Annotated in this window: 17 protein-coding genes; all 17 read right to left on the minus strand. The window is 49.2% G+C overall.

Annotated elements, in window-relative coordinates; translation table 11 throughout:
* Positions 1 to 25 precede the first annotated feature (25 nt).
* Positions 26 to 1,069 (minus strand): rod shape-determining protein MreB, encoded by a 1,044-nt coding sequence (mreB, locus tag LRP50_RS02785; RefSeq protein ID WP_028023145.1) that lies wholly within the window; start codon positions 1,067 to 1,069, stop codon positions 26 to 28.
* Positions 1,070 to 1,185: 116 nt separating this feature from the next.
* Positions 1,186 to 4,224 (minus strand): DUF6701 domain-containing protein, encoded by a 3,039-nt coding sequence (locus LRP50_RS02790; protein WP_274162960.1) that lies wholly within the window; start codon positions 4,222 to 4,224, stop codon positions 1,186 to 1,188.
* The gene (locus tag LRP50_RS02795; RefSeq protein ID WP_274162961.1) at positions 4,221 to 4,661 is read right to left on the minus strand and encodes an MSHA biogenesis protein MshP; all 441 of its coding nucleotides are present in this window, start codon (positions 4,659 to 4,661) and stop codon (positions 4,221 to 4,223) included. The genes LRP50_RS02790 and LRP50_RS02795 overlap by 4 nt, the downstream gene beginning before the upstream one ends.
* Positions 4,651 to 5,436 carry a PilW family protein gene (locus LRP50_RS02800; RefSeq protein ID WP_274162962.1) on the minus strand — a complete coding sequence of 262 codons (786 nt, stop codon included), beginning with the start codon at positions 5,434 to 5,436 and terminating at the stop codon, positions 4,651 to 4,653. The genes LRP50_RS02795 and LRP50_RS02800 overlap by 11 nt, the downstream gene beginning before the upstream one ends.
* Complete coding sequence (locus LRP50_RS02805) at positions 5,436 to 6,056, minus strand: type IV pilus modification PilV family protein (protein WP_274162963.1); 621 nt, start codon at positions 6,054 to 6,056, stop codon at positions 5,436 to 5,438. The genes LRP50_RS02800 and LRP50_RS02805 overlap by 1 nt, the downstream gene beginning before the upstream one ends.
* Positions 6,043 to 6,504 (minus strand): type II secretion system protein, encoded by a 462-nt coding sequence (locus LRP50_RS02810; RefSeq protein ID WP_274162964.1) that lies wholly within the window; start codon positions 6,502 to 6,504, stop codon positions 6,043 to 6,045. The genes LRP50_RS02805 and LRP50_RS02810 overlap by 14 nt, the downstream gene beginning before the upstream one ends.
* An 11-nt stretch (positions 6,505 to 6,515) precedes the next feature.
* Positions 6,516 to 6,971, minus strand: coding sequence for a type II secretion system protein (locus LRP50_RS02815; RefSeq protein ID WP_274162965.1), 456 nt, complete (start codon positions 6,969 to 6,971; stop codon positions 6,516 to 6,518).
* A 1-nt stretch (position 6,972) separates the two neighbouring features.
* Positions 6,973 to 7,569 carry a hypothetical protein gene (locus LRP50_RS02820; protein WP_274162966.1) on the minus strand — a complete coding sequence of 199 codons (597 nt, stop codon included), beginning with the start codon at positions 7,567 to 7,569 and terminating at the stop codon, positions 6,973 to 6,975.
* Complete coding sequence (locus tag LRP50_RS02825) at positions 7,570 to 8,787, minus strand: type II secretion system F family protein (RefSeq protein WP_274162967.1); 1,218 nt, start codon at positions 8,785 to 8,787, stop codon at positions 7,570 to 7,572. It abuts the gene before it with no gap.
* On the minus strand, positions 8,787 to 10,502 hold the full coding sequence (locus LRP50_RS02830; RefSeq protein ID WP_274162968.1) for a GspE/PulE family protein: 1,716 nt from the start codon (positions 10,500 to 10,502) through the stop codon (positions 8,787 to 8,789). Before LRP50_RS02830 ends, LRP50_RS02825 begins: the two co-directional genes overlap by 1 nt.
* Positions 10,492 to 11,679 (minus strand): tetratricopeptide repeat protein, encoded by a 1,188-nt coding sequence (locus tag LRP50_RS02835; RefSeq protein WP_274162969.1) that lies wholly within the window; start codon positions 11,677 to 11,679, stop codon positions 10,492 to 10,494. Before LRP50_RS02835 ends, LRP50_RS02830 begins: the two co-directional genes overlap by 11 nt.
* Before the next feature lie 8 nt (positions 11,680 to 11,687).
* Positions 11,688 to 12,521 (minus strand): ExeA family protein, encoded by an 834-nt coding sequence (locus LRP50_RS02840; protein ID WP_274162970.1) that lies wholly within the window; start codon positions 12,519 to 12,521, stop codon positions 11,688 to 11,690.
* A 16-nt stretch (positions 12,522 to 12,537) separates the two neighbouring features.
* Positions 12,538 to 14,148: a pilus (MSHA type) biogenesis protein MshL gene (gene mshL, locus LRP50_RS02845; protein WP_274163014.1), complete on the minus strand. Its 1,611-nt coding sequence runs from the start codon at positions 14,146 to 14,148 to the stop codon at positions 12,538 to 12,540.
* 5 nt (positions 14,149 to 14,153) lie between these two features.
* A complete protein-coding gene (locus LRP50_RS02850) occupies positions 14,154 to 14,480 on the minus strand; it encodes an MSHA biogenesis protein MshK (protein WP_274162971.1) in 327 nt (108 codons plus the stop codon).
* Positions 14,464 to 15,120, minus strand: coding sequence for a type II secretion system protein GspM (gspM, locus tag LRP50_RS02855; RefSeq protein ID WP_274162972.1), 657 nt, complete (start codon positions 15,118 to 15,120; stop codon positions 14,464 to 14,466). The genes LRP50_RS02850 and gspM overlap by 17 nt, the downstream gene beginning before the upstream one ends.
* Positions 15,117 to 16,568, minus strand: a complete 1,452-nt coding sequence (locus LRP50_RS02860; RefSeq protein WP_274162973.1) for a type IV pilus biogenesis protein PilM — start codon at positions 16,566 to 16,568, stop codon at positions 15,117 to 15,119. The genes gspM and LRP50_RS02860 overlap by 4 nt, the downstream gene beginning before the upstream one ends.
* Before the next feature lie 156 nt (positions 16,569 to 16,724).
* On the minus strand, positions 16,725 to 18,677 hold the full coding sequence (csrD, locus tag LRP50_RS02865; protein WP_274162974.1) for an RNase E specificity factor CsrD: 1,953 nt from the start codon (positions 18,675 to 18,677) through the stop codon (positions 16,725 to 16,727).
* Between the last annotated feature and the right edge of the window lie 165 nt (positions 18,678 to 18,842).

The raw sequence follows: 18,842 nt of genomic DNA on the forward strand, positions 1-18,842 counted from the left end.
TTTTACTGGAATTGATGGAAGACGATTAGTCTTCGCTGAACAGATCGCCACCATGCATGTCGATCATCTCCAGCGCTTTACCACCACCACGTGCAACACATGTCAGCGGATCTTCAGCAACAACCACAGGAATACCGGTTTCTTCTGTTAGCAGACGATCAAGATCGCGAAGCAATGCACCGCCACCCGTCAATACCATACCGCGCTCAGAAATGTCAGATGCTAGTTCTGGTGGACACTGCTCGAGTGCAACCATCACCGCAGACACGATACCCGTTAGCGGCTCTTGCAGCGCTTCCAGAATTTCGTTTGAATTTAGCGTAAAGCTACGTGGTACACCTTCAGCAAGGTTGCGACCGCGAACTTCAATTTCTAAGACTTCATCGCCAGGATACGCAGAACCAATTTCGTGCTTGATGCGCTCAGCGGTTGCTTCACCGATCAAGCTGCCGTAGTTACGACGCACGTAGTTAATTACAGACTCGTCAAAACGGTCACCGCCGATACGAACAGATGATGAGTAAACAACACCGTTCAGAGAGATAACAGCAACTTCTGTTGTACCACCACCGATATCGACCACCATAGAACCGGTTGCTTCTGACACAGGTAAACCTGCACCAATCGCTGCGGCCATAGGCTCATCAATCAAATACACTTCACGCGCACCGGCACCTAGCGCCGACTCACGAATCGCACGGCGTTCAACTTGGGTTGAACCGCAAGGCACAGCCACCAACACGCGAGGACTTGGACGCATGAAACTGTTGTCATGCACCGTTTTGATGAAATGCTGAAGCATTTTCTCAGTCACGTAGAAGTCTGCAATAACGCCGTCTTTCATAGGACGGATAGCAGCAATGTTACCTGGCGTACGGCCCAGCATTTGTTTTGCTTCATGACCGACTGCCGCAACGCTTTTTGGAGAGCCTGCACGATCTTGACGGATAGCGACAACGGAAGGTTCATCAAGAACAATTCCTTGCCCTTTTACATAGATAAGGGTGTTAGCGGTTCCCAGATCGATAGACAGATCGTTGGAGAACATACCACGAAGTTTCTTAAACATAATCTTCGGTTAATCCTGCAAGCGTTAAAATTTTTCAAATTCCGCTAAATGTACCAATGCAGACGGGGCGCGGCAAGGTGATGATCTACAAACCTGAATGAGATCAGTCTTTTTTTTCATTCCCCTGTCAAAGTGATGTTTTTTTCACCTTTATAGATAACTCGATCACTTCCTCGATAAAAACCAAAAACGCCAATGGCGGAAGGATCATCGTCAAACGCACTACCTTGCCAATTGTGTTGCAACCAAGTTTGAGGCACAACACCGCTCACGGCTTTATCAAGTTGCTGCCAGTACCGAAACTGCTCGCGGTTTAACCCAGCGCTTTGGTCAGGAGGGATAACATGGAACTCTGCACGGCCTTCTTTAACGTTTTTTGTCTTCACGACTTTTTTTGCATCATCACGCAGCTCTATCTTAGCCTGTAAAGCGGCGTTGTTGGTTTTATCACTGAACAACACGTCTTTCTTACCAATTTCCGTAGAAACGATTGTCGCGTTGTCTCGTGTATTGGTAACAAAGTGCGTGCCGTTAAAGACTTCGACTGCAACAGGCAGGGTTTGTTCATTCGTTAAATCTTGAGTTTCAGTGAAACCTTCTATGCGCATACGGCCGAAATAGAAGTCATCCGTTGCGATTTGAACACCACTTAACGAAAGGTTACCGTCCCCCTGAGGCTTAATAACCCGCATTTCACACTCACTTTTAGAGGCATCTGCACAATACACAAAGTCGGTATTATCTTGATCGAACGAGATAGCCCCTACGGCAAATCTAAGAGGGGTAAAAGGACTTTCGGGTACAGCGTCTTTAACAATCGACATTTGGCCATCAATAACCCACTCACTCTCACCATTCTTCCCCGCCTTCCATTGCCCTTGCTGCCCCACCGAGGGGTCGGGTGTAAATGCCCAACGCGTTGTTAAATCCGTCCCGGCATACGGGTAGCCACTCACAGGGTCTATCACCCAGCCATCAAATACTGCTTTATCACTTCGCAAATGATAGTTGCTGACAGGGGTCTCAAACGTGGTAGCGGCGTTAATAACGTAAACACCAGAAAACGGTTGGCCTAGGTAGGTAAACCCTTGATGCAAACTATCGTGGCTGCGAGATACCCCAGATTCAAACTCTGGCGTAACCATAAAATGAGACGGATAAAAACGCCCAACAGGTAAGTCAGCTCGATTGACCGTCATCCCAAGGTAGCTATCAACAACACGAGAACGCAGTTTGAACGTGCCAACATTATTCAACGATAAGGATGGATATTCATACCTGCCGTTGATCGCCTCGGTGTGGTTTTGATTTGTCGCCCCACTCACTGACGCTGACGTACCACCAGTGGGCGTCACAACTTGCGCCGTATTATTAATCGTAACTCTGGCGTCAGGCGCATCAGGATGCCAAAAACTCGGCGTGGAAAGACGAGAGCAGTATTCTTTTCCGGAAAGATCAATCAAGGACGAATCTGTTTTATCACCCAACAACCAAACAACTGGCCTTAAGTACGCCGAAAACGGCGCACCGGCGTAAGTAAACGCATCAGCAGCTTTTGACTGCCCTTTGTCTTGAGCTTTTACGTCACAAATCGCGAACGTATATGGGCGAACATGCAAGGTTGCGTCACCTCGAAGCTTTTCTGTCTCAGCATTCTTTTCCGGAGCTTCCGGTATATCTGTCTCATCCCCATCACCGCTCTTTCCTGCCGATACTTCTTCCACAGGAATGCTCAGAGCCCCAGCGTCTGCATACCTCACCGTCACCGCATTATTGGCTCGCCCATCGACAAAGTTAACATTGAGCGTTTGCTCGCCTGATTTATCATTGATCGCAGGCTTTGTCGGCGCAGCTCCGCCCGTATATGTTGGTTGCAGATAAGACGCTTCGCCAAACTTAAGCCTTTTCGTCCCTTCATAATCAGGTATTGGGGTAGGGTCGCAATCGCCATAAACGGCTTCAATGGAGAGCTTCTCTGGCTTTCCTGCCACCATTTTCAGCGGTGAAGGAGAGAAACGAAATCCACCCGCTTTGAAGGTGTAGTTGCCTTGTTCGGAGGTGAGTTTACCCGTGTCACTGGATTTAAACGTTGCTTCGACATTAACGGTGCCTATGGCTTTGTTTTGAAGCCAAAGTTTGGTGCTGCCAGCAGTCAAAGTTACCGACCTATCAGGGCCAACGCAGTTTCCTCCCTCACTGGTTGCCCAACACGCGGTGTCTAAGTGGTTGGTTGCTTTGACCGTTAAGTCACCAGAGATACCAGCTTGTTGCTCACCTTTGTCATTCGTTACTTTAAAGGTAATTGGAATTCGGGAGCAGGTGTTTGTTTGAGCTTGCAGCGGATCCATGTGCAGTTCGTAGTTGTAGTATTCCCCCGCATAAAAAATTTTCGCATTGTCGTTCATGTGGATCTGCCTTGCAGTTACAGAACCATATAACTCAGCATTCGCTTGCAGGTGCACTAACCCCGATGAATAAAAATACGCTCGTGTAGCTGTTGGAAAGTTTATCGACAACTTGGAATTTCGGTCATCAATATCAATCGTTTGGTTGTGGTGGTATACAATGAATTGTCTAGGATCTGCTAAAGGGTTAATGCTATTAGCACCATATGATAGAAACTCGTTAACATGCAGTTCTACTTTACCCAGCGGTATCAAGCGAGCAGAGTCACTAAGGGTAAATGTACCAAAATAATAGACCCCTTCCTCCATATACAGCGTGCTTTGTGAACCCACGGTATAGCTGGAATAATTTGGCTCTGAAGGTTTGATGAGGCACTCTGTATTATAACCGCAGTCTGTCAGCCAAGTTTCATCTGCCAACACCAAGTCATTCTCACCATCACCAATAACCAACTCTTGGAGTTGAAGATCTTTCGCCCTAAAATTCGGATCATGAATACATGCAAAGCGTTCTTCTCCATCTGAGCAGTATTGATCCACACCATTTGACTGGAAATCGAATACCTCAAACCCAATTCGTACATCTCTGTTTCCGTCCCATAACACCAGTCCGCTATCAGAACGAAAGTCAAACAACGTATTATCCATTCCCTTCGGAGATTGAGCTGGCCCAGGAAAAAGTGTCTCTGTACCTGCAAATGCCGATAGTGATGAAATCATGCACAGAATGAAGCCAAAAATTCGCCTCATAACATCAAACTCCTCGCCCAACTCTCTTGCACGCGCACCACTTTCAAATGCCCGCTGCCACACTCACCTTTGCTCTCTATTCGATATTGCGCCAAAGGCGCGACACCAACAGTGTTACAGGTGACAGAGACAGAGCACCCCGTCAGGCCTGCGGAACTAAAATTCGTCGTTATTGCAGTCGCACTACAACTGGCTTCTGGGAGGTTTTCTGAATCTTTTGCTAATGGAAACAGCTGCGCCATTGCCATTTCTGTACCGCTATTTGCAGCCAACCAAGCGCGTGTACCCAACACTTCTCGGGTGGTGGTGTCGCTTTGTGACCAAGTGATTTGCATCAAGGCAGCGCCGAGTGCTGCCAATGCGGTAATCGCGAATACAGCGACAATCAACATGCTGCCTTGTTGGCGTTGCAAAGAATACGAAGGACTAAGGCGCATTGAGAACCTGCACTTGTTGGTTATAGATAGAGGTTTCACCGGATTGATTGAAGCGATAGTAAATGTTGATCAGGTTACCGCTTGAGAGTGATTCACCAGACAGATTGAAACGACTACCGGTCGCGATATTTTGTGCCAGCGTGACATTTTTTGGCGTCGCGCCATCGTTCACGCGTCGACGAAGCTCGCCATTATCAAAACACAACGTCACTGAATGGCTGTAAAGGTAAACACGCTGAGATGGCGATGCTGCCGGCCATTCAGCAGCGGGAAGTTTATCAAGCGTCAGAGTGCTCCCCGACGCACCAGTAATCGCAAAACTGTTTGCCGCACCACCCACAAGATCTGACGGTGTCATTGGCAGAAATACCAAGCGATGATCACCACCTTTGACTGCGTCTTGCCAATTTGTTTGCTCGGTAGAAAGCGCAACATCCAGTGTCTTCGTATTTTCTTCTAACTGGTTATACACACCAGAATAACGAATTGGGGTGTAGGTTAGGCATGAACCGCCATCCCACACCGTCATGCTGTTTGGTACTGAGTGACGAAGCTCTCGCCCCAAGCGTTCAACAGCAAAACGGGCTTGGGATTGCAGCGCTTCACGGTCACGGGATTCCACGTAACCCGTGGCGCTTGATTCAATAAAGCCAAAGATGCCAACAGAGACAATCGCCAAAATGGTCATGGTGACGATCAGTTCAACCAGCGTGAAACCTTGGTTTACGCGCCTTGATGCTAATGCGCGTTGCCGTGGAAATCGCAGGCCCGACATCAGAAATTACTCCGATACGCTGTGAAATCAAAACGGCCAAATTGTCCGGTATCGACAGCCATATCAATGCGTTTATAGAGCTTGCTGTTACCTGTCGAATCATCAAACGTACTGTTGTCATACACCACGTTAATATCTACCGTGAAACCACGGTAGTCGTCAGCAGTGCCACCGACTAAATGACTCAACGTGCCTCGGTATGGGCGAGTACACACGCTACTGTCACCCCAACAGCCAATGTAATCTTCTGTGGCAATAAACCCTTCGTTCGCTGAGAGTGGTGTAGGTGTGCATGTCGGCACAGGGTTCGGGGAAATAATGCCTTGCGCCAATAGCGCATCGGCGCCTTCATCACAGCGCCAACGGCTACCATTGGGATCGGAATTGCGATCAAATTGTCGCGCTAATACTTGGTTCATCACCGCTTGGCCAAGCGCAGCGGCACGGGCTTCAAAGTGCGGGTTGGCGGATTTGGCAAACATGGGGAATAACGTCGTGCTGATCAGCACCATCGCCACACCAAAGACGACGATGCCAATAATCAGCTCCACCAGCGTATAGCCACGCTGATGGCGAGAAATTGGGTTTGAAGCTTGTGTTTTTTTTTCAGCTGCAGGCATAGAAGTAACCTTCGCTGTTTAAACAGATACTCGCAGAGCTAGAACCTTGCGAGAAGGTGATCTTGCATTCAGACGCGATGCACATTCGATTGTTATTGGCGGCTACAGGTCGCCCCAACAAATCAAAATGAATCGTTTGTTCTGATGAGATGCGAACGGAAGAATCCGATAAATCCATCACATCGCTGCGATCGGTATTGAAACCACAGCCAGAAGCGGCGCTGCCCCCCATACGAGAGGCAGCAACGGTCAGGGCATGGCAGTCTGCAGAAGGGTCTTCCTGCTGCATCGCCCTGATCTGGACTTGCCTAGCGACAGACAAGCCAGCATCCCGTGCCCCGTTCACTGAAAAAGCTTCAGATCCCGACAAGCGCGGTACGGCAAGCACACTAATAATACCGAGGATCACCAAGACGGTGACCAGCTCGATTAGGGTGAAGCCTTTCACCAGTGAGCCTCTTAGCCAGCGCTAGCAACACAAGCCTCTATAGAGGTCACTGGTTCGCCAGTAGCCTGAACCGTATAAACTACACAATTGTTTCCTTCAGCAATAGTGCCGCCTTTGACGGTGAACTTTGAGGTTCCAGCAGCGTTTTCACTAAATGACACAACCCAGTCATTTGATGCAGAATCTGTCGCCCCTAAACCCGTTACAGCCGCACCAATACCTTCTGCAGTAGCATCAGGATAGCCATCCGTTGTTGTGTTCACACCTGGAACTGAACCTGAAAGCTGATGTTTAGCGTAAACAACGCCAGATGCGCTATCAACAGCACCTTTCAGGCCTTGTAATGCTGCATTGGTTGCATCGTCTTTAAAGTTGAAAAACTTAGGTGCCGCTGTTGCAGCCAAAATACCCAAAATCACAATCACCACGATCATTTCGATCAGTGTAAAACCGCCTTGACGTTTCATCTTATAACTCCTGATTTTCTCTCAAAACCTCTACGCGGCCAGTCACCGGGTAGTAAGTAAAAACATGGTGATCCAAAAAGTCGGGCTCACCATCACTCCAGAACCCGGTGCGAACCGGTCTTTCAAATCGACAATAGGGTTGCAAGTTATCGCTATCCTGCATCACTACTGCGCGAACTTTTGGCTGAGGGCGTTTTAGTGCCCCCGGCCGTGTATCTCTCTCTAACCAGTAAGACTGATCAGTAAAATGATTCAGTAACGCTCCGCAATCTTGCGCGGTAAGGTTACTGAGCTGTTTTGCGCCATTTTCCAGTGCAAACGGAAAACCACTGAGTGCGTTGTCACTGTGTGTCATTCTGAAACTGACATTATCGACAGTAACGATATCGCTTTGTTTATTCTCTGTTTTTAACACTGATCGCATTTGTACGTTTCTGGCTGAACCTTCAAAGGCATTGGCCAGATAACGAAATTCCACGTCATCGGCAAACTGCATCACCCGATCAAGTACAGGGAGCACTGCCAATGCCAAAACGCCCACAATCAGAGTGACAATCCCCCACTCTGCCGGGGTGCGATCCCAGCTAAGAAATCGCATTTATCCGCCGCGGATCAGATCAAGCATGTTCCACATCGGCAAGAAAATACCCAATGCGAGGATCAACACCATGCCCGCCACGATCATCAGCAAAATAGGCTCCATGCGTGCCGACAGTGTTTTCAGGTCGTAGTCCACTTCGCGATCGTAAAAATCGCTCGCTTCCAACAGCAGATTATCTATCTGGCCCGTTTCTTCACCGACTTGGATCATCTGGTGTACCAACGGCGTAAACAGTTTGCTGTCTGCGGTGACCGAACTGAGGTTAATACCGGATTCAATCGCCGCTTTCATTTTGTCCACTTCCCCCGCAAGGAAATGGTTATCCAGCGCTTCACCTGACATCTGCAATGCCGTGTTAAGCGGCACACCGGCGCGTAGCATCAAGGCAAAAGTACGAGAGAAACGCGACATCAGTGCGCGGTTCACCAAAGGTCCTACCAAGGGAATGCGCAGTTTAAATTGGTCCCACTTCACGCGCCCCTTGTCGGTTTGTTTCCACAACTGCCAACCCATAAACAGGCACACAGAGGAGAAAACAATCAACCACCAGAAATCGACAAAGAAGCTCGATGTCGCCATCAATATCTTGGTGGGTAGCGGCAAATCTGAGCCGAACTTGGCAAACATGCCCGCAAACTGCGGCACGACTTTGACGTTCAAAAACGCCATTGCCGCCACAATCACCATCAACACGAACGTGGGGTAACGCAGCGCCGATTTAATGCGGCGACGGGTTTCCATTTCTTGTTCGTAATATTCCGCGAGCTGCAACATGGCGTCATCCAATCGACCCGTGTTTTCACCCACTTGGATTAGCGACACAAACAAGTCGCTAAACACATGCCCATGATCGCGCATCGCCGCTGACATTGGACGACCGTTGGAAAGCTCAGTCCCCACACTTTCAAGCGCCTCTTTGAGGGCTTTATCTGTGGTGCTTTGCGACAAGCCTTTAATGGCGCGAAGCAAGGGCACGCCTGCTTTGGTCAGGCTGTACATTTGGCGGCAGAACACCACCACAGATTCCAGCTTTACCTTGCGCTGAAACAGCGGGGTTGATGCTTTTTTTACGTTCGCTTTGGTCGGCTCAAGAGACAGCAAGATCATGCCTAAATCGCCAATTGATGCGATGGCTTCACTTTCGGTTGCGGCGTCTAAGACTGCCGTAACACGCTTGCCTTTGGCGTCTCGCGCCGTGTAGCGATAACGCGCCATTACGCACTCGCCATCGACAATGATGCGGCTTCAGAAAGCTTCATTGCCTCTTCCAATGACGTTTGACCCTGCTGGACAAACTCCAATGCGCTATGCACCAGCGGTTTGTAGCCCGCCTGTCGCTCCGCCAGCATGGCGAAGGTTTGAGTATCATTAGCGCGAAGCGCATCCATCAAATCAGGCGTGATTTCGAGAAGCTCAAATACACCGATTCGGCCTTTATAGCCGGTAAAGTTACAGGTCTGACAGCCGCGACCTTGGTAAAAACCTTGATTGACCATGTTTGGCTGAATCGCCGTCAGCCACATGGTTTCCATGTCTTCTGTGGCATGGGGCACTTTGCAATCTGGGCAGATGCGGCGAATCAGTCGTTGTGCCAGCACGGCACGCACAGAACTCGCCACCAAGTAACCCGGTGCTTCCATATCTAACAAGCGCAATGCACTGTCAATGGCATTGTTGGTGTGCAATGTCGAGAGAACCAAGTGACCAGTCAGTGCGGCGCGAAGACCAATTTCAACGGTTTCCAAATCACGCATCTCACCGACCAGAATAATATCGGGGTCTTGACGCAAGAAGGTGCGCAGCGCGGACGAGAATGTCAGGCCAATTTTGCTGGCGATCTGAACTTGGCTAATACGCGGTAAACGATATTCCACCGGATCTTCCGCGGTGAGGATTTTCTTCCCCGGCACGTTCAGTTCGTTTAGTGCGCCATATAGCGTGGTGGTTTTACCGGAACCCGTTGGCCCCGTAACCAAAATCATGCCGTGTGGACGACGAAGCTGAGCGCGAAAACGCTGCAGCATGTGCGCGTCCATGCCCACTTCTTCCAACTGTAATACGCCTGCCGATTGGTTGAGCAAACGCATGACCACAGACTCGCCATATTGCACAGGCAGCGTGGAAACACGTACATCAATGGCATTGCCACGAACGTTAAGATTGAATCGCCCATCCTGTGGTAAGCGTTTTTCGGAGATATCCATGCCGCTCATGAGCTTCAAGCGCAGCACCAATGCAGAAGCAATGGCGCGCTCTTTCAATAGCGTCTCATGCAACACACCATCGATACGCTGGCGAATACGCAGTGCATCGGCATCGGGCTCAATATGAATGTCTGATGCATTCACTTGCACCGCATCTTCAAACAGAGAGTTAATCAGCTTAACAACGGTGACTTCATCAGACTGCTCGTCTTCAGTTCCGAAGTTTTGTTCGAGTTTAACGCCATGCTCGGCTTGCAACCGTTCGGCAAATGACGCGATATCACTGGTACGGCGATAGTAACGATCGAACGCATTGATCAGCGATTGCTCAGCCGCGATCAATAGCTCGACCTGATATTGGTGTAACAGGTTAAGCACGCTTTCTTGCGCCGTGAGATCAGCAGGATCAGACATGGCAACACGCACTGTGTTCCCAATGCGACCTATCACTAAGGCGCGTAAGCGGCGAGCATGAACTTCGGGCAACAAACTGACGGCATTCGGATCAACTTGGGTCAAGCTAAGATCAATCAAAGGCACGCCGAGTTGGCGGGCAAGAAAGTTCAGCATTTTGCTTTCTGACAAGATACCCATTTCAATCAGGGTATCGCCAAGCTTATTGCCGGTTTCAGACTGACGGTTCAGCGCCGCAGTCAGATTCGCCTCGGTAATAATGCTATCTTCGACCAGCAAGTCACCGAGACGTTTTCGCAGTTTAACGGCCATTGTCTGCTCCTTTCTGCGGCTGACTTTTTAGATAGGCCAAGCGTTGACGGGCAAATTGCACCGACTCGTTGCTCAGGCCACCAACAGTGATTGCTTTGCCATAACCACGCTCTGCGTTGGCATAGTCTTTTTCGCGTTCAGCGGAAATACCCAGCCCCAACCACCAGCGCCCATCCGTCGGCTCGCGCTCTGCAAGCCATTGGTAGCTTTGTTTGGCAATATCATGCTTCGCTAATTTTTGTGCCAATGATGCACGCAAAGACACGTAACGAATTTGGTCACTGTCTAACACGCTCGCAGGTGCCATGAGCACATTGAGCGCGGACTCTTCACGCTGACTTTGCTGGTACATTCGCGCCAGTGTCAGCTTTAATGATGCTGAAGACGGGTTGGCACTGATGCCTTTTCGCAATACAGATTCCGCATCACGCAACTGATTGCGACCATAGAGCAAGCCTGCAAGTTGATTGGTCGCGGCAATATGGTTGGCGTCGTATTTCACGGCATCACGCAGGTAAGACGTCGCCTTTTTGGTGTCTCCTACTTGTGCGCGCTTTTGGGCTTTGTCATAGGCAATCGCCGCTAACTCTTCGCCGGATAATTCAATGGTTTCGACGGAGAGTGACGACTCAAGGGTTACCGCCGAAGCGTCACTGACGTCTGATACAGTGTTGACGGGTTCCGACATCGAAACGGGCTTGGGCGTCGTCTGAACTTGTGCAATCAAGATCGGTTCTGGTAACACGGGCTCACTGGTCACCGTTGTTTTCTCTGTCATGACAGCGTTGGTCTGAGATGCCACTGCTGCAGGTCTTTTCGTTTCCACAAAGCTCACCTCGCGCGTCACCACTTTTAGCGTCGGTGATGGCGTCGGTGATGGCGTCGGTGATGGCATTGAAGGTTGCACTTTAGAAGCGGGGATCATTGCCACGCTTGATTCAGGCGTTTCCACATTCTGTTTTGTTGGCAAAAGCTGTGCCGAGCCTAAAGCTGTCTTATCTTCACCACTCACCAAAGCCCAAGATATTCCCGTTGCCCCTACCAAGGTGGCAACCAACGCTAACGCAACACGTGCAAAGCGAAATCCCCACACTGAAGGGATCGCAACAGGGGCGACGCGGTTGGGATGGTTCTCTGGCGAGGAAAGATCGCTCAGCATTCGGTTTAATTCACTCATGTGATGTCCTAGCCCCACAACGCATGCAGCGCGGTGTGCTGCTTGGCGAGCGGAGTGTCTTTAATGGCTAAGCGCACAGCATGGCTAGACACTTTGCGTTGTCCTTTCCCGTAGCTAAGCAGCAATGCTTTATGACAAAGCTGATGCACCAAACGAGGAATACCGTGGCTTGCAACCCAAATTCGTCGCTTAGTCCAAACGCTAAACAAGCGGCGTGACGCGCCCTGCTCTTTCAGACGGTGATCGATATAGGCAGAAGCTTCTGCAAAGGTCAGCGGTTCTAACTGTGCACTGAAACTAATTCGTTGTAACAATTGACGCATGTTGTGCTGAGATAGGCGCTCATCAAGCTCTGGCTGACCCAGCATGATCAATTGGATCAGCTTGTGTTGTTCCGTTTCCAAGTTGCCGAGCAATCGAATGGCTTCAAGCACATCATCGGGCAGTGTCTGCGCTTCATCGCACAAGATCACCACACGCTTGCCTTGATATGCTGCGTCGATAGCAGCACGTTGGATAGCACTCAATAATTTGTCTGATGGCAAATCGCTATCAATGCTAAGTTCATCGGCGATCATGCGATGCAAGCTGGCGACGGTGTTGGCGGGGTTAGGTAAAAATACCAACGTGAATGACATCGACAGCGCTTTTACCAGCAGGCGACACACCATGGTTTTCCCAGTACCCACTTCACCTGTCACTTTGACTAAGCCTTCTCCCATTTCCATCGCCGAGACGCACGTATTAATGGCGTCCACGTGCGAGCGGACACCAAAAAAGCTTCGGGTGTCCGGCGTTAAGCTGAATGGAGAGGCATTGAGGCCAAAGTGTTCCAAATACATGAGCATTCAGTAACAGTTAGTTTTCCGGGAACCAATCATTAAGCAAATCACGTGAGCGCTGAATTTCTTCTTGCCACGTTTGCTCGCCGACGACCGATGGTTGCAGCAAAATAACCAGTTCAGTTTTTTGCTTCATACGGTTCACGTTACGGAAGAAATGCCCCAGCCCTGGAATATCACCAAGCAACGGGACTTTTGACACCATCTCTTCATAGCTTGATTTCATCAAGCCACCGATCACCACCACATCGCCCGAGCGGGCATGGATAATAGAATCTGATTCACGGATCGAGGTCTTCGCCAACGGCAAAACATAAGGCTGAGAAGCGCTGCCTAGCTGAATGGTTTTCTCTTCCGTCACCACATCAATCACCGCAGGGTGAACATGCAGTAATACGCCGTTGTCGTCGTCAATTTGTGGCGTCACATCCAGCGAGATACCAGAGAAGAACGGGGTTAATTCAATGTTAGGGCCTGATTCAGAGTTGTCGCCCGAAGAATCACTCGACGAAATGTCGGTCACGAAATACTCGTCACCACCCACTTTGATCACCGCTTTTTGATTGTTCGCTGCTGTAACACGAGGGCTAGAGAGCACATTCACATCACCTTGGGTATCAAGGAAACTCAGCACGGCATCGAAGTGGCCGTCAGTGATAGTGACATTGGTTTGACCGCCAATCACATTGGAAATCAAATCACCGGCAAGATCAGAAATAGGACGACTAACGCTGATGCCACCACTGCCTATCGATTGGCTGATGTTGGACCAATTGACACCTTGCTGATAGCCATCACTCAAGGTCACTTCCAGAATTTTTGCCTCAAGGATCACCTGACGCTTTAGTCGCTTTTGGGATGCATCAAGGAAGCGTTTCACTTCACGCAATTCGTTCGGGTACGCTTTTACCGTGATCAGACTCGCTTGCGGCGACACCACGATACTGCGCCCTTCACCCGTGCCAATCATGGCGCCGACGGCGCGTTCTAGTTGCACCCAAAAGCTGCTTTCTGAACGCGTTTCGATGACTGTGCCACCCGTGGGCACCGATGTACGCTCGGTGCTTTCGCTGTCACCATTTGATGAACTGGAATCGGTAGATATCGCCCCCGTGCTGATCGAGGTGAGCGAGACACCTGAACGTTGCAGTTGCAAATAATCAACAGGGAAGGTTTCGGAGCGAAGCGTGGCAGGGAAGACTTGGATCAATCGCCCATGAATTTCCACGTTATAGCCGTAGATATCCGACACCACATCCAGCGCTTCTGTCACCGTCACATCTTTCAGCGAAACCGTCACCTTGCCGCTAACATCCGGATGCATCACGAGGTTGTAGTCAGTACCTTGCACCAAGCTACCAAAAAAGGCTTTCGCATCGACATGATTGGCATTAATACGTAAACGGTTTTCCACTATGTCGCCGCTACCGGACACATCTGAAAAATCGCCCATAAGATCTTGAGACACCGCATCAGGGAGATCAGAAAGAGGCTGACCACTGTTTTGGGCGTACGCTTGATTTAGCGCTTCTTGCACTTCTGTCGGTTGGTTATGCCCAACACTTTGGCATGCAGACAAAAGCAGACTAGTGATGAAGACTATCAATGGTTTATTCAAAAAATTCATCTTATTCACTGTACTACCTGCTCATTAAATACTGTCAGTGACCAGCGACGCTCACCGCGTTTTAGCGTCACACTGTTGTCATGAATTGCGCTGATGAAATAGCCATTAATTGACTGTCCTTTGCTGACACTTCGGCCATTAATGACTGCCGAACACGCATTGTTACCACCACACAAAATGGCATCCAAACGGGGTAGACGATACGTCTTGGTTTTGGTTGCTTTGCTGGGAGCGTCATAACCCAGCGGCGCCGTCGGGTCGCTCTGTGCAAAGACGCCAAAAGACAGTGAGGTGAACGCAACAATCGCAACCCATCTACTCAACGCTTTCATTGGCACCTCCAATAAACACGGCGCTTTCACCCAAGGTGTAAACTTGCAGAGTCACCTCAGCCCACGGGTACTCGGTGACACGATAATCAACCTGCTTCCAGTAATACTTCACCGGCAAGGCTTCAAGCGCCGCCAAGTATTCCACGATGTCGAAATATCGCCCTTTAAGTGTCAATTCAATGGGATGGATGAAATAGCCCGCATCATCGGTATGTGTCAGCTGTTGTGCAGGCAGTGAAGTCATGGATAGCAGTGTCAAACGATCCGATTGCTTCAGCACGCTTTCCATCAAACCTGCCATTTTATCTGCGCTCACTAGGCCTTCCACTTTGTCAGCCATGCGCACGTCAAGGTCGGCAAGTTCTTGCGATAAATCGGCTAACTTTTGTTCAAGCTCAGCATTCGGCGACACGCTCAACTTGTCTTGTTTAAGTTGGTTGAGCGTTAAAAAATCTTGCGTACTTTGCTGCTGTTGCGCGATTTGGCCAGTCAGTTGATTCAAGGTTTTAGTCATCGGCTCAATAAACAACAACATGCCAATGGCTAAAATGCCCCCCCAGCCTGCCAATGCAATAAGCCACTGCTCGCGGGGAGAAAGCGCATCGAAGCCTTGCTTTAAGCGTTCAATCAATGCGTTCATTTCTCGGCCTCTCCTTTCTCACGTTTAGCATTCAAGCTAAATGCAAGACGTTCGTTTTCATCACGGGTTAGCGCCATTTTTTCAAACACACGTCCAGACAGCGGTTTTTGTGTTTGGAAACTTTGTAACCATGCAGGAACAGAGGAAGGCGTGGCAGCAAGTCCCTTGATATCAAGCGTGTCTCGCCCTATTGCAATCTCAGACACGGAAATATCTCGACGTGAAAGATCAGATAGCGCTCGAAAAACCGAGGCATAACCTTGTTGTAACGCGGCGTCATGAACCGCAACCGCTTCTAGCGCTTTTTGTCTTGATGTGATCGCCGCTTCGGCTCGGCTAACGTCATTCAACATATTGAGCGATGGCACATGCAGCGCTAACTGATCGTTAAGATGATTCGACGCAGACTCCGCCACGCTACGCGACTGCGTGGCAGTTTCTAATGCCTTATTCGATTGGGACACTTGCCACTGTTGGTAAGCAGCCACTAACACAATCAATAGCCCTGTCAGCCCCCAAATCAGCAGCATTTTTTCAAAGGTAAGAAACGCACGACTGGGTGAGAGATCGTCACTGAAAAGGTTAATATCAGGCGAGCAATCGCGGTTGAGAGACGCCAATGCAATATGCTGTTGGTGCTCACCCGTCTCAAACAATGTTTGAGGACGAACAGACACCGATAGTCGAGAAGAAAGCTGAAAAGCAAGCTCGGTATCATCAACGCCTTGTACGCCAACAACTAAACCGCTGACATTGGCATGCTTTAGCTGCGAACGCAGATAATCTAATGAGCGCTGTATTTCTAGTGCCAAATCGTCAATCACCAAAGGGGGTAACTGATCCCCTTCAATCATCATGCCTCGCACTTGGCGCTGAAAGCACAGTTTTCCTTGGTCAAAAACCGCTATTTGTAACACTCCCTGACCATCACGCGTCAGGACCATTTCAGCTTTGTCTAATTGCGTCCACTGGCGTAATACCACATCTTCAGGCGATACCGCTGTCAGTTTGCACTGGCGCTTTTCAAGAGCAGCATTGAATTGAAGCAAAGGTTGTTTATGACAAACAAACGCTTGAAAACGGTTAGCAATCGGAGAAGAAAAACCATCTGCGACAATGTCGGACGGTGAGTCGGACAGGAAGTCTTTGAGCTTGAATGGCAACGCTGCTCGAATGTCTTCTTGAGACAATTTCGGGTCATCAATTAATAGCGTTTGATAAAGGCCATGCCCCAAGACTAAATGAATATCAGATTTGGTGATTTCATGGCGATTTAGCAGCTGCAATGCTGCAGACCAAGGGGCAGTATCTGTGACTGATTGAGCGTCTACCTGCGCGACGCCATTATTTTGATAACCAATGACGACCTGACTGACAGATACGACAAGGCTAACAACATTTCGCTGCCTTGATGAAGAAAAACGCGCAAGAAGAGTGGAAGCGGCCATTTACGACTAATAGTTACTCAATACTGTTATAAAAATGTGGGCGCCAAATCAACTTGGCATACAGCATACTCTATCAAAATTCCCGCCAAAAAATAAGTGCAGCGGCGACAATTTCATGACGCAATTGACTGATTTGTAAACACCGCGCGAGTTAGATCATTTTTTACGCCAACGCTGGCGTTTTAAGGTGGCGGGGCTTGAGGAAAGCTCGGCACCAAGGAAGCGGCCTTGACCCCCTTGTACACCGAGTTGCATTAAGACATTCCATTCATGTTCAGACTCTACGCCTACGGCTAATACCTCCGTTGATGTCGGCTCACAAGCGCCGAGCATACTACGTACATAAAGCTGGTTTTCTGGACGTTGATGAATATCTCGAATGAGGCTTCGATGAAGTTTGATGTACTTAGGTTGAATGTCTTTAACGTAGTGGGTACTCACCACTGAACGACCTGCTTGATCGACCACCAACGCGCAGCCTAAGGCACGTATCATTCGCAAGGTTGGTCTCACCGCATCAAAGTGCTGCACCAGCGGCCCTTCAGATATTTCAACTTGCATGCGATTAAGCACACTGCGAGGCGTTTGCAATAACACATCTCGAAGCCATCTCTGGAAGGCGCGTTGACGCAAAGATTCTGCGCAAATGTTCAATGAAAGTACTTCTCGACCATCACCGTTACGTAATTGATGAAGCGTTTTGGTGACGACATTGCGATCAAGCGTGGTGTTCATTCCCACCAGCTCGACACCATTCAAGAAACGAGAAGCCTTAATGATGAGTCCATTTTCATCTTTTATTCGGGCCAATAGTTCCGTATGCAGTAGTTCGCCGTGTACATCTTTGACCACTTGTCGATAGAGCTCTGGCCCACCACTTTCGAACACTCGGGTGAGCAATGTACGCCAACGCACGCTACCTCGTGCGTCATCCGCAGCCACGTCTTTCTTAAACGCATGCCAACCATTGCTTCCTTGTAACACGGCGCTTCGCTTGGCCATATCAACTTCTTCCATCAAGCGCCCACGTCGCTCTCCAGTACTGAAAAACGTCATGCCCATGTGCGCCCAATTATCTTCTTCTAACGGCTCAGGGGGCGACAGACGAGCCAGTGATTTCATCATTTGGTTGGCAAAAAGACGGGTGTCTTTTGCTGACTGGTGCGTCAGCAATAGGGCAAACTCGGTGTCGTAATATCGTGCTAACACGGCATCAGGAAAACGTTGGACCGCATTTGACAATACATTGCCCACTTCCTTGACCCATTCATCCGCCCCTGACTTGCCGACTTCCTGTGTAAGACTTTCCCAGTCGCCAATACGCAACATCAACACGGCACCTTGTGCACCTTTGTCTTGCAGCAAAGTTTGTAGGCGGTTATCAAACATCACGCGGTTTGCTGCACCGGTGAGTTTATCCAAGAAGGTATTGGTTCGAATGAAGGTATCAAAGCGGCTACGTTCTTGACGAGCATCTCGAAGCTCAACCAGCATTTGATCGAGCGCAATACTGGCCGTAGACGGCCATTCCCGGTCGTCGCCGGTTTGAACGTCTTCCGCTCGTCCCGCTAAAATCAACCGTCCACGGTGTTCAAGTAATTCCGCACCTAGCAACTGGATCCTTAACCATTTTATCCCCCACGTCAGTGCCAACACGATAATAAGCACAGCGAGAGATAACGAAGACATTGCACCAATGGAGTAGGCGAAATCCGCATAAGGCGGCACAGAACGAATTTTGATGTAGAAGCCGGGATTACTCGGCAAGTCATAGTGGTTTTCTATCAATTCCAGCGGTTTAACCGCCGTTTGGACCTGCTCATAACGGTAGAGCATGCCCGTTTTACTGCTAATTTCCAGTTCAACAACATCACTGGCCTTTAACAATTGAGGTAACCATAAACCGATGTTTTCGTTCGATGTCGGATTGGCAATAGCGTGATCAATTTCAGCCACCACTTTACCAAGGTAATGAGAAAGAAAATCCGTGCCTAATTTGCGGAAACTGACTGCCCCGCCGATAAACAAGACGAACATGGCACAGACCACAATTAACGTAACGAAAGCGACTAACCGATTGGTTAGCTTCATCCCTGCAACTTTTCTCATTCTATATCCAACTCAAGGCGTGTGCCGTTCAGTATTCAGCATGTTAAAAACGTATATCCAAACCACCAAAAAAGAGGGAGAAATCAGGTAGTTTGGGTATGACGCTTTTTTACGCCGCGTAATTAGTTATTATCGTGCTTCACGGAACGAAAGTGAACGCAAACT

The organism is Enterovibrio gelatinilyticus (assembly GCF_028683095.1).
Lineage (GTDB): Bacteria > Pseudomonadota > Gammaproteobacteria > Enterobacterales > Vibrionaceae > Enterovibrio > Enterovibrio gelatinilyticus.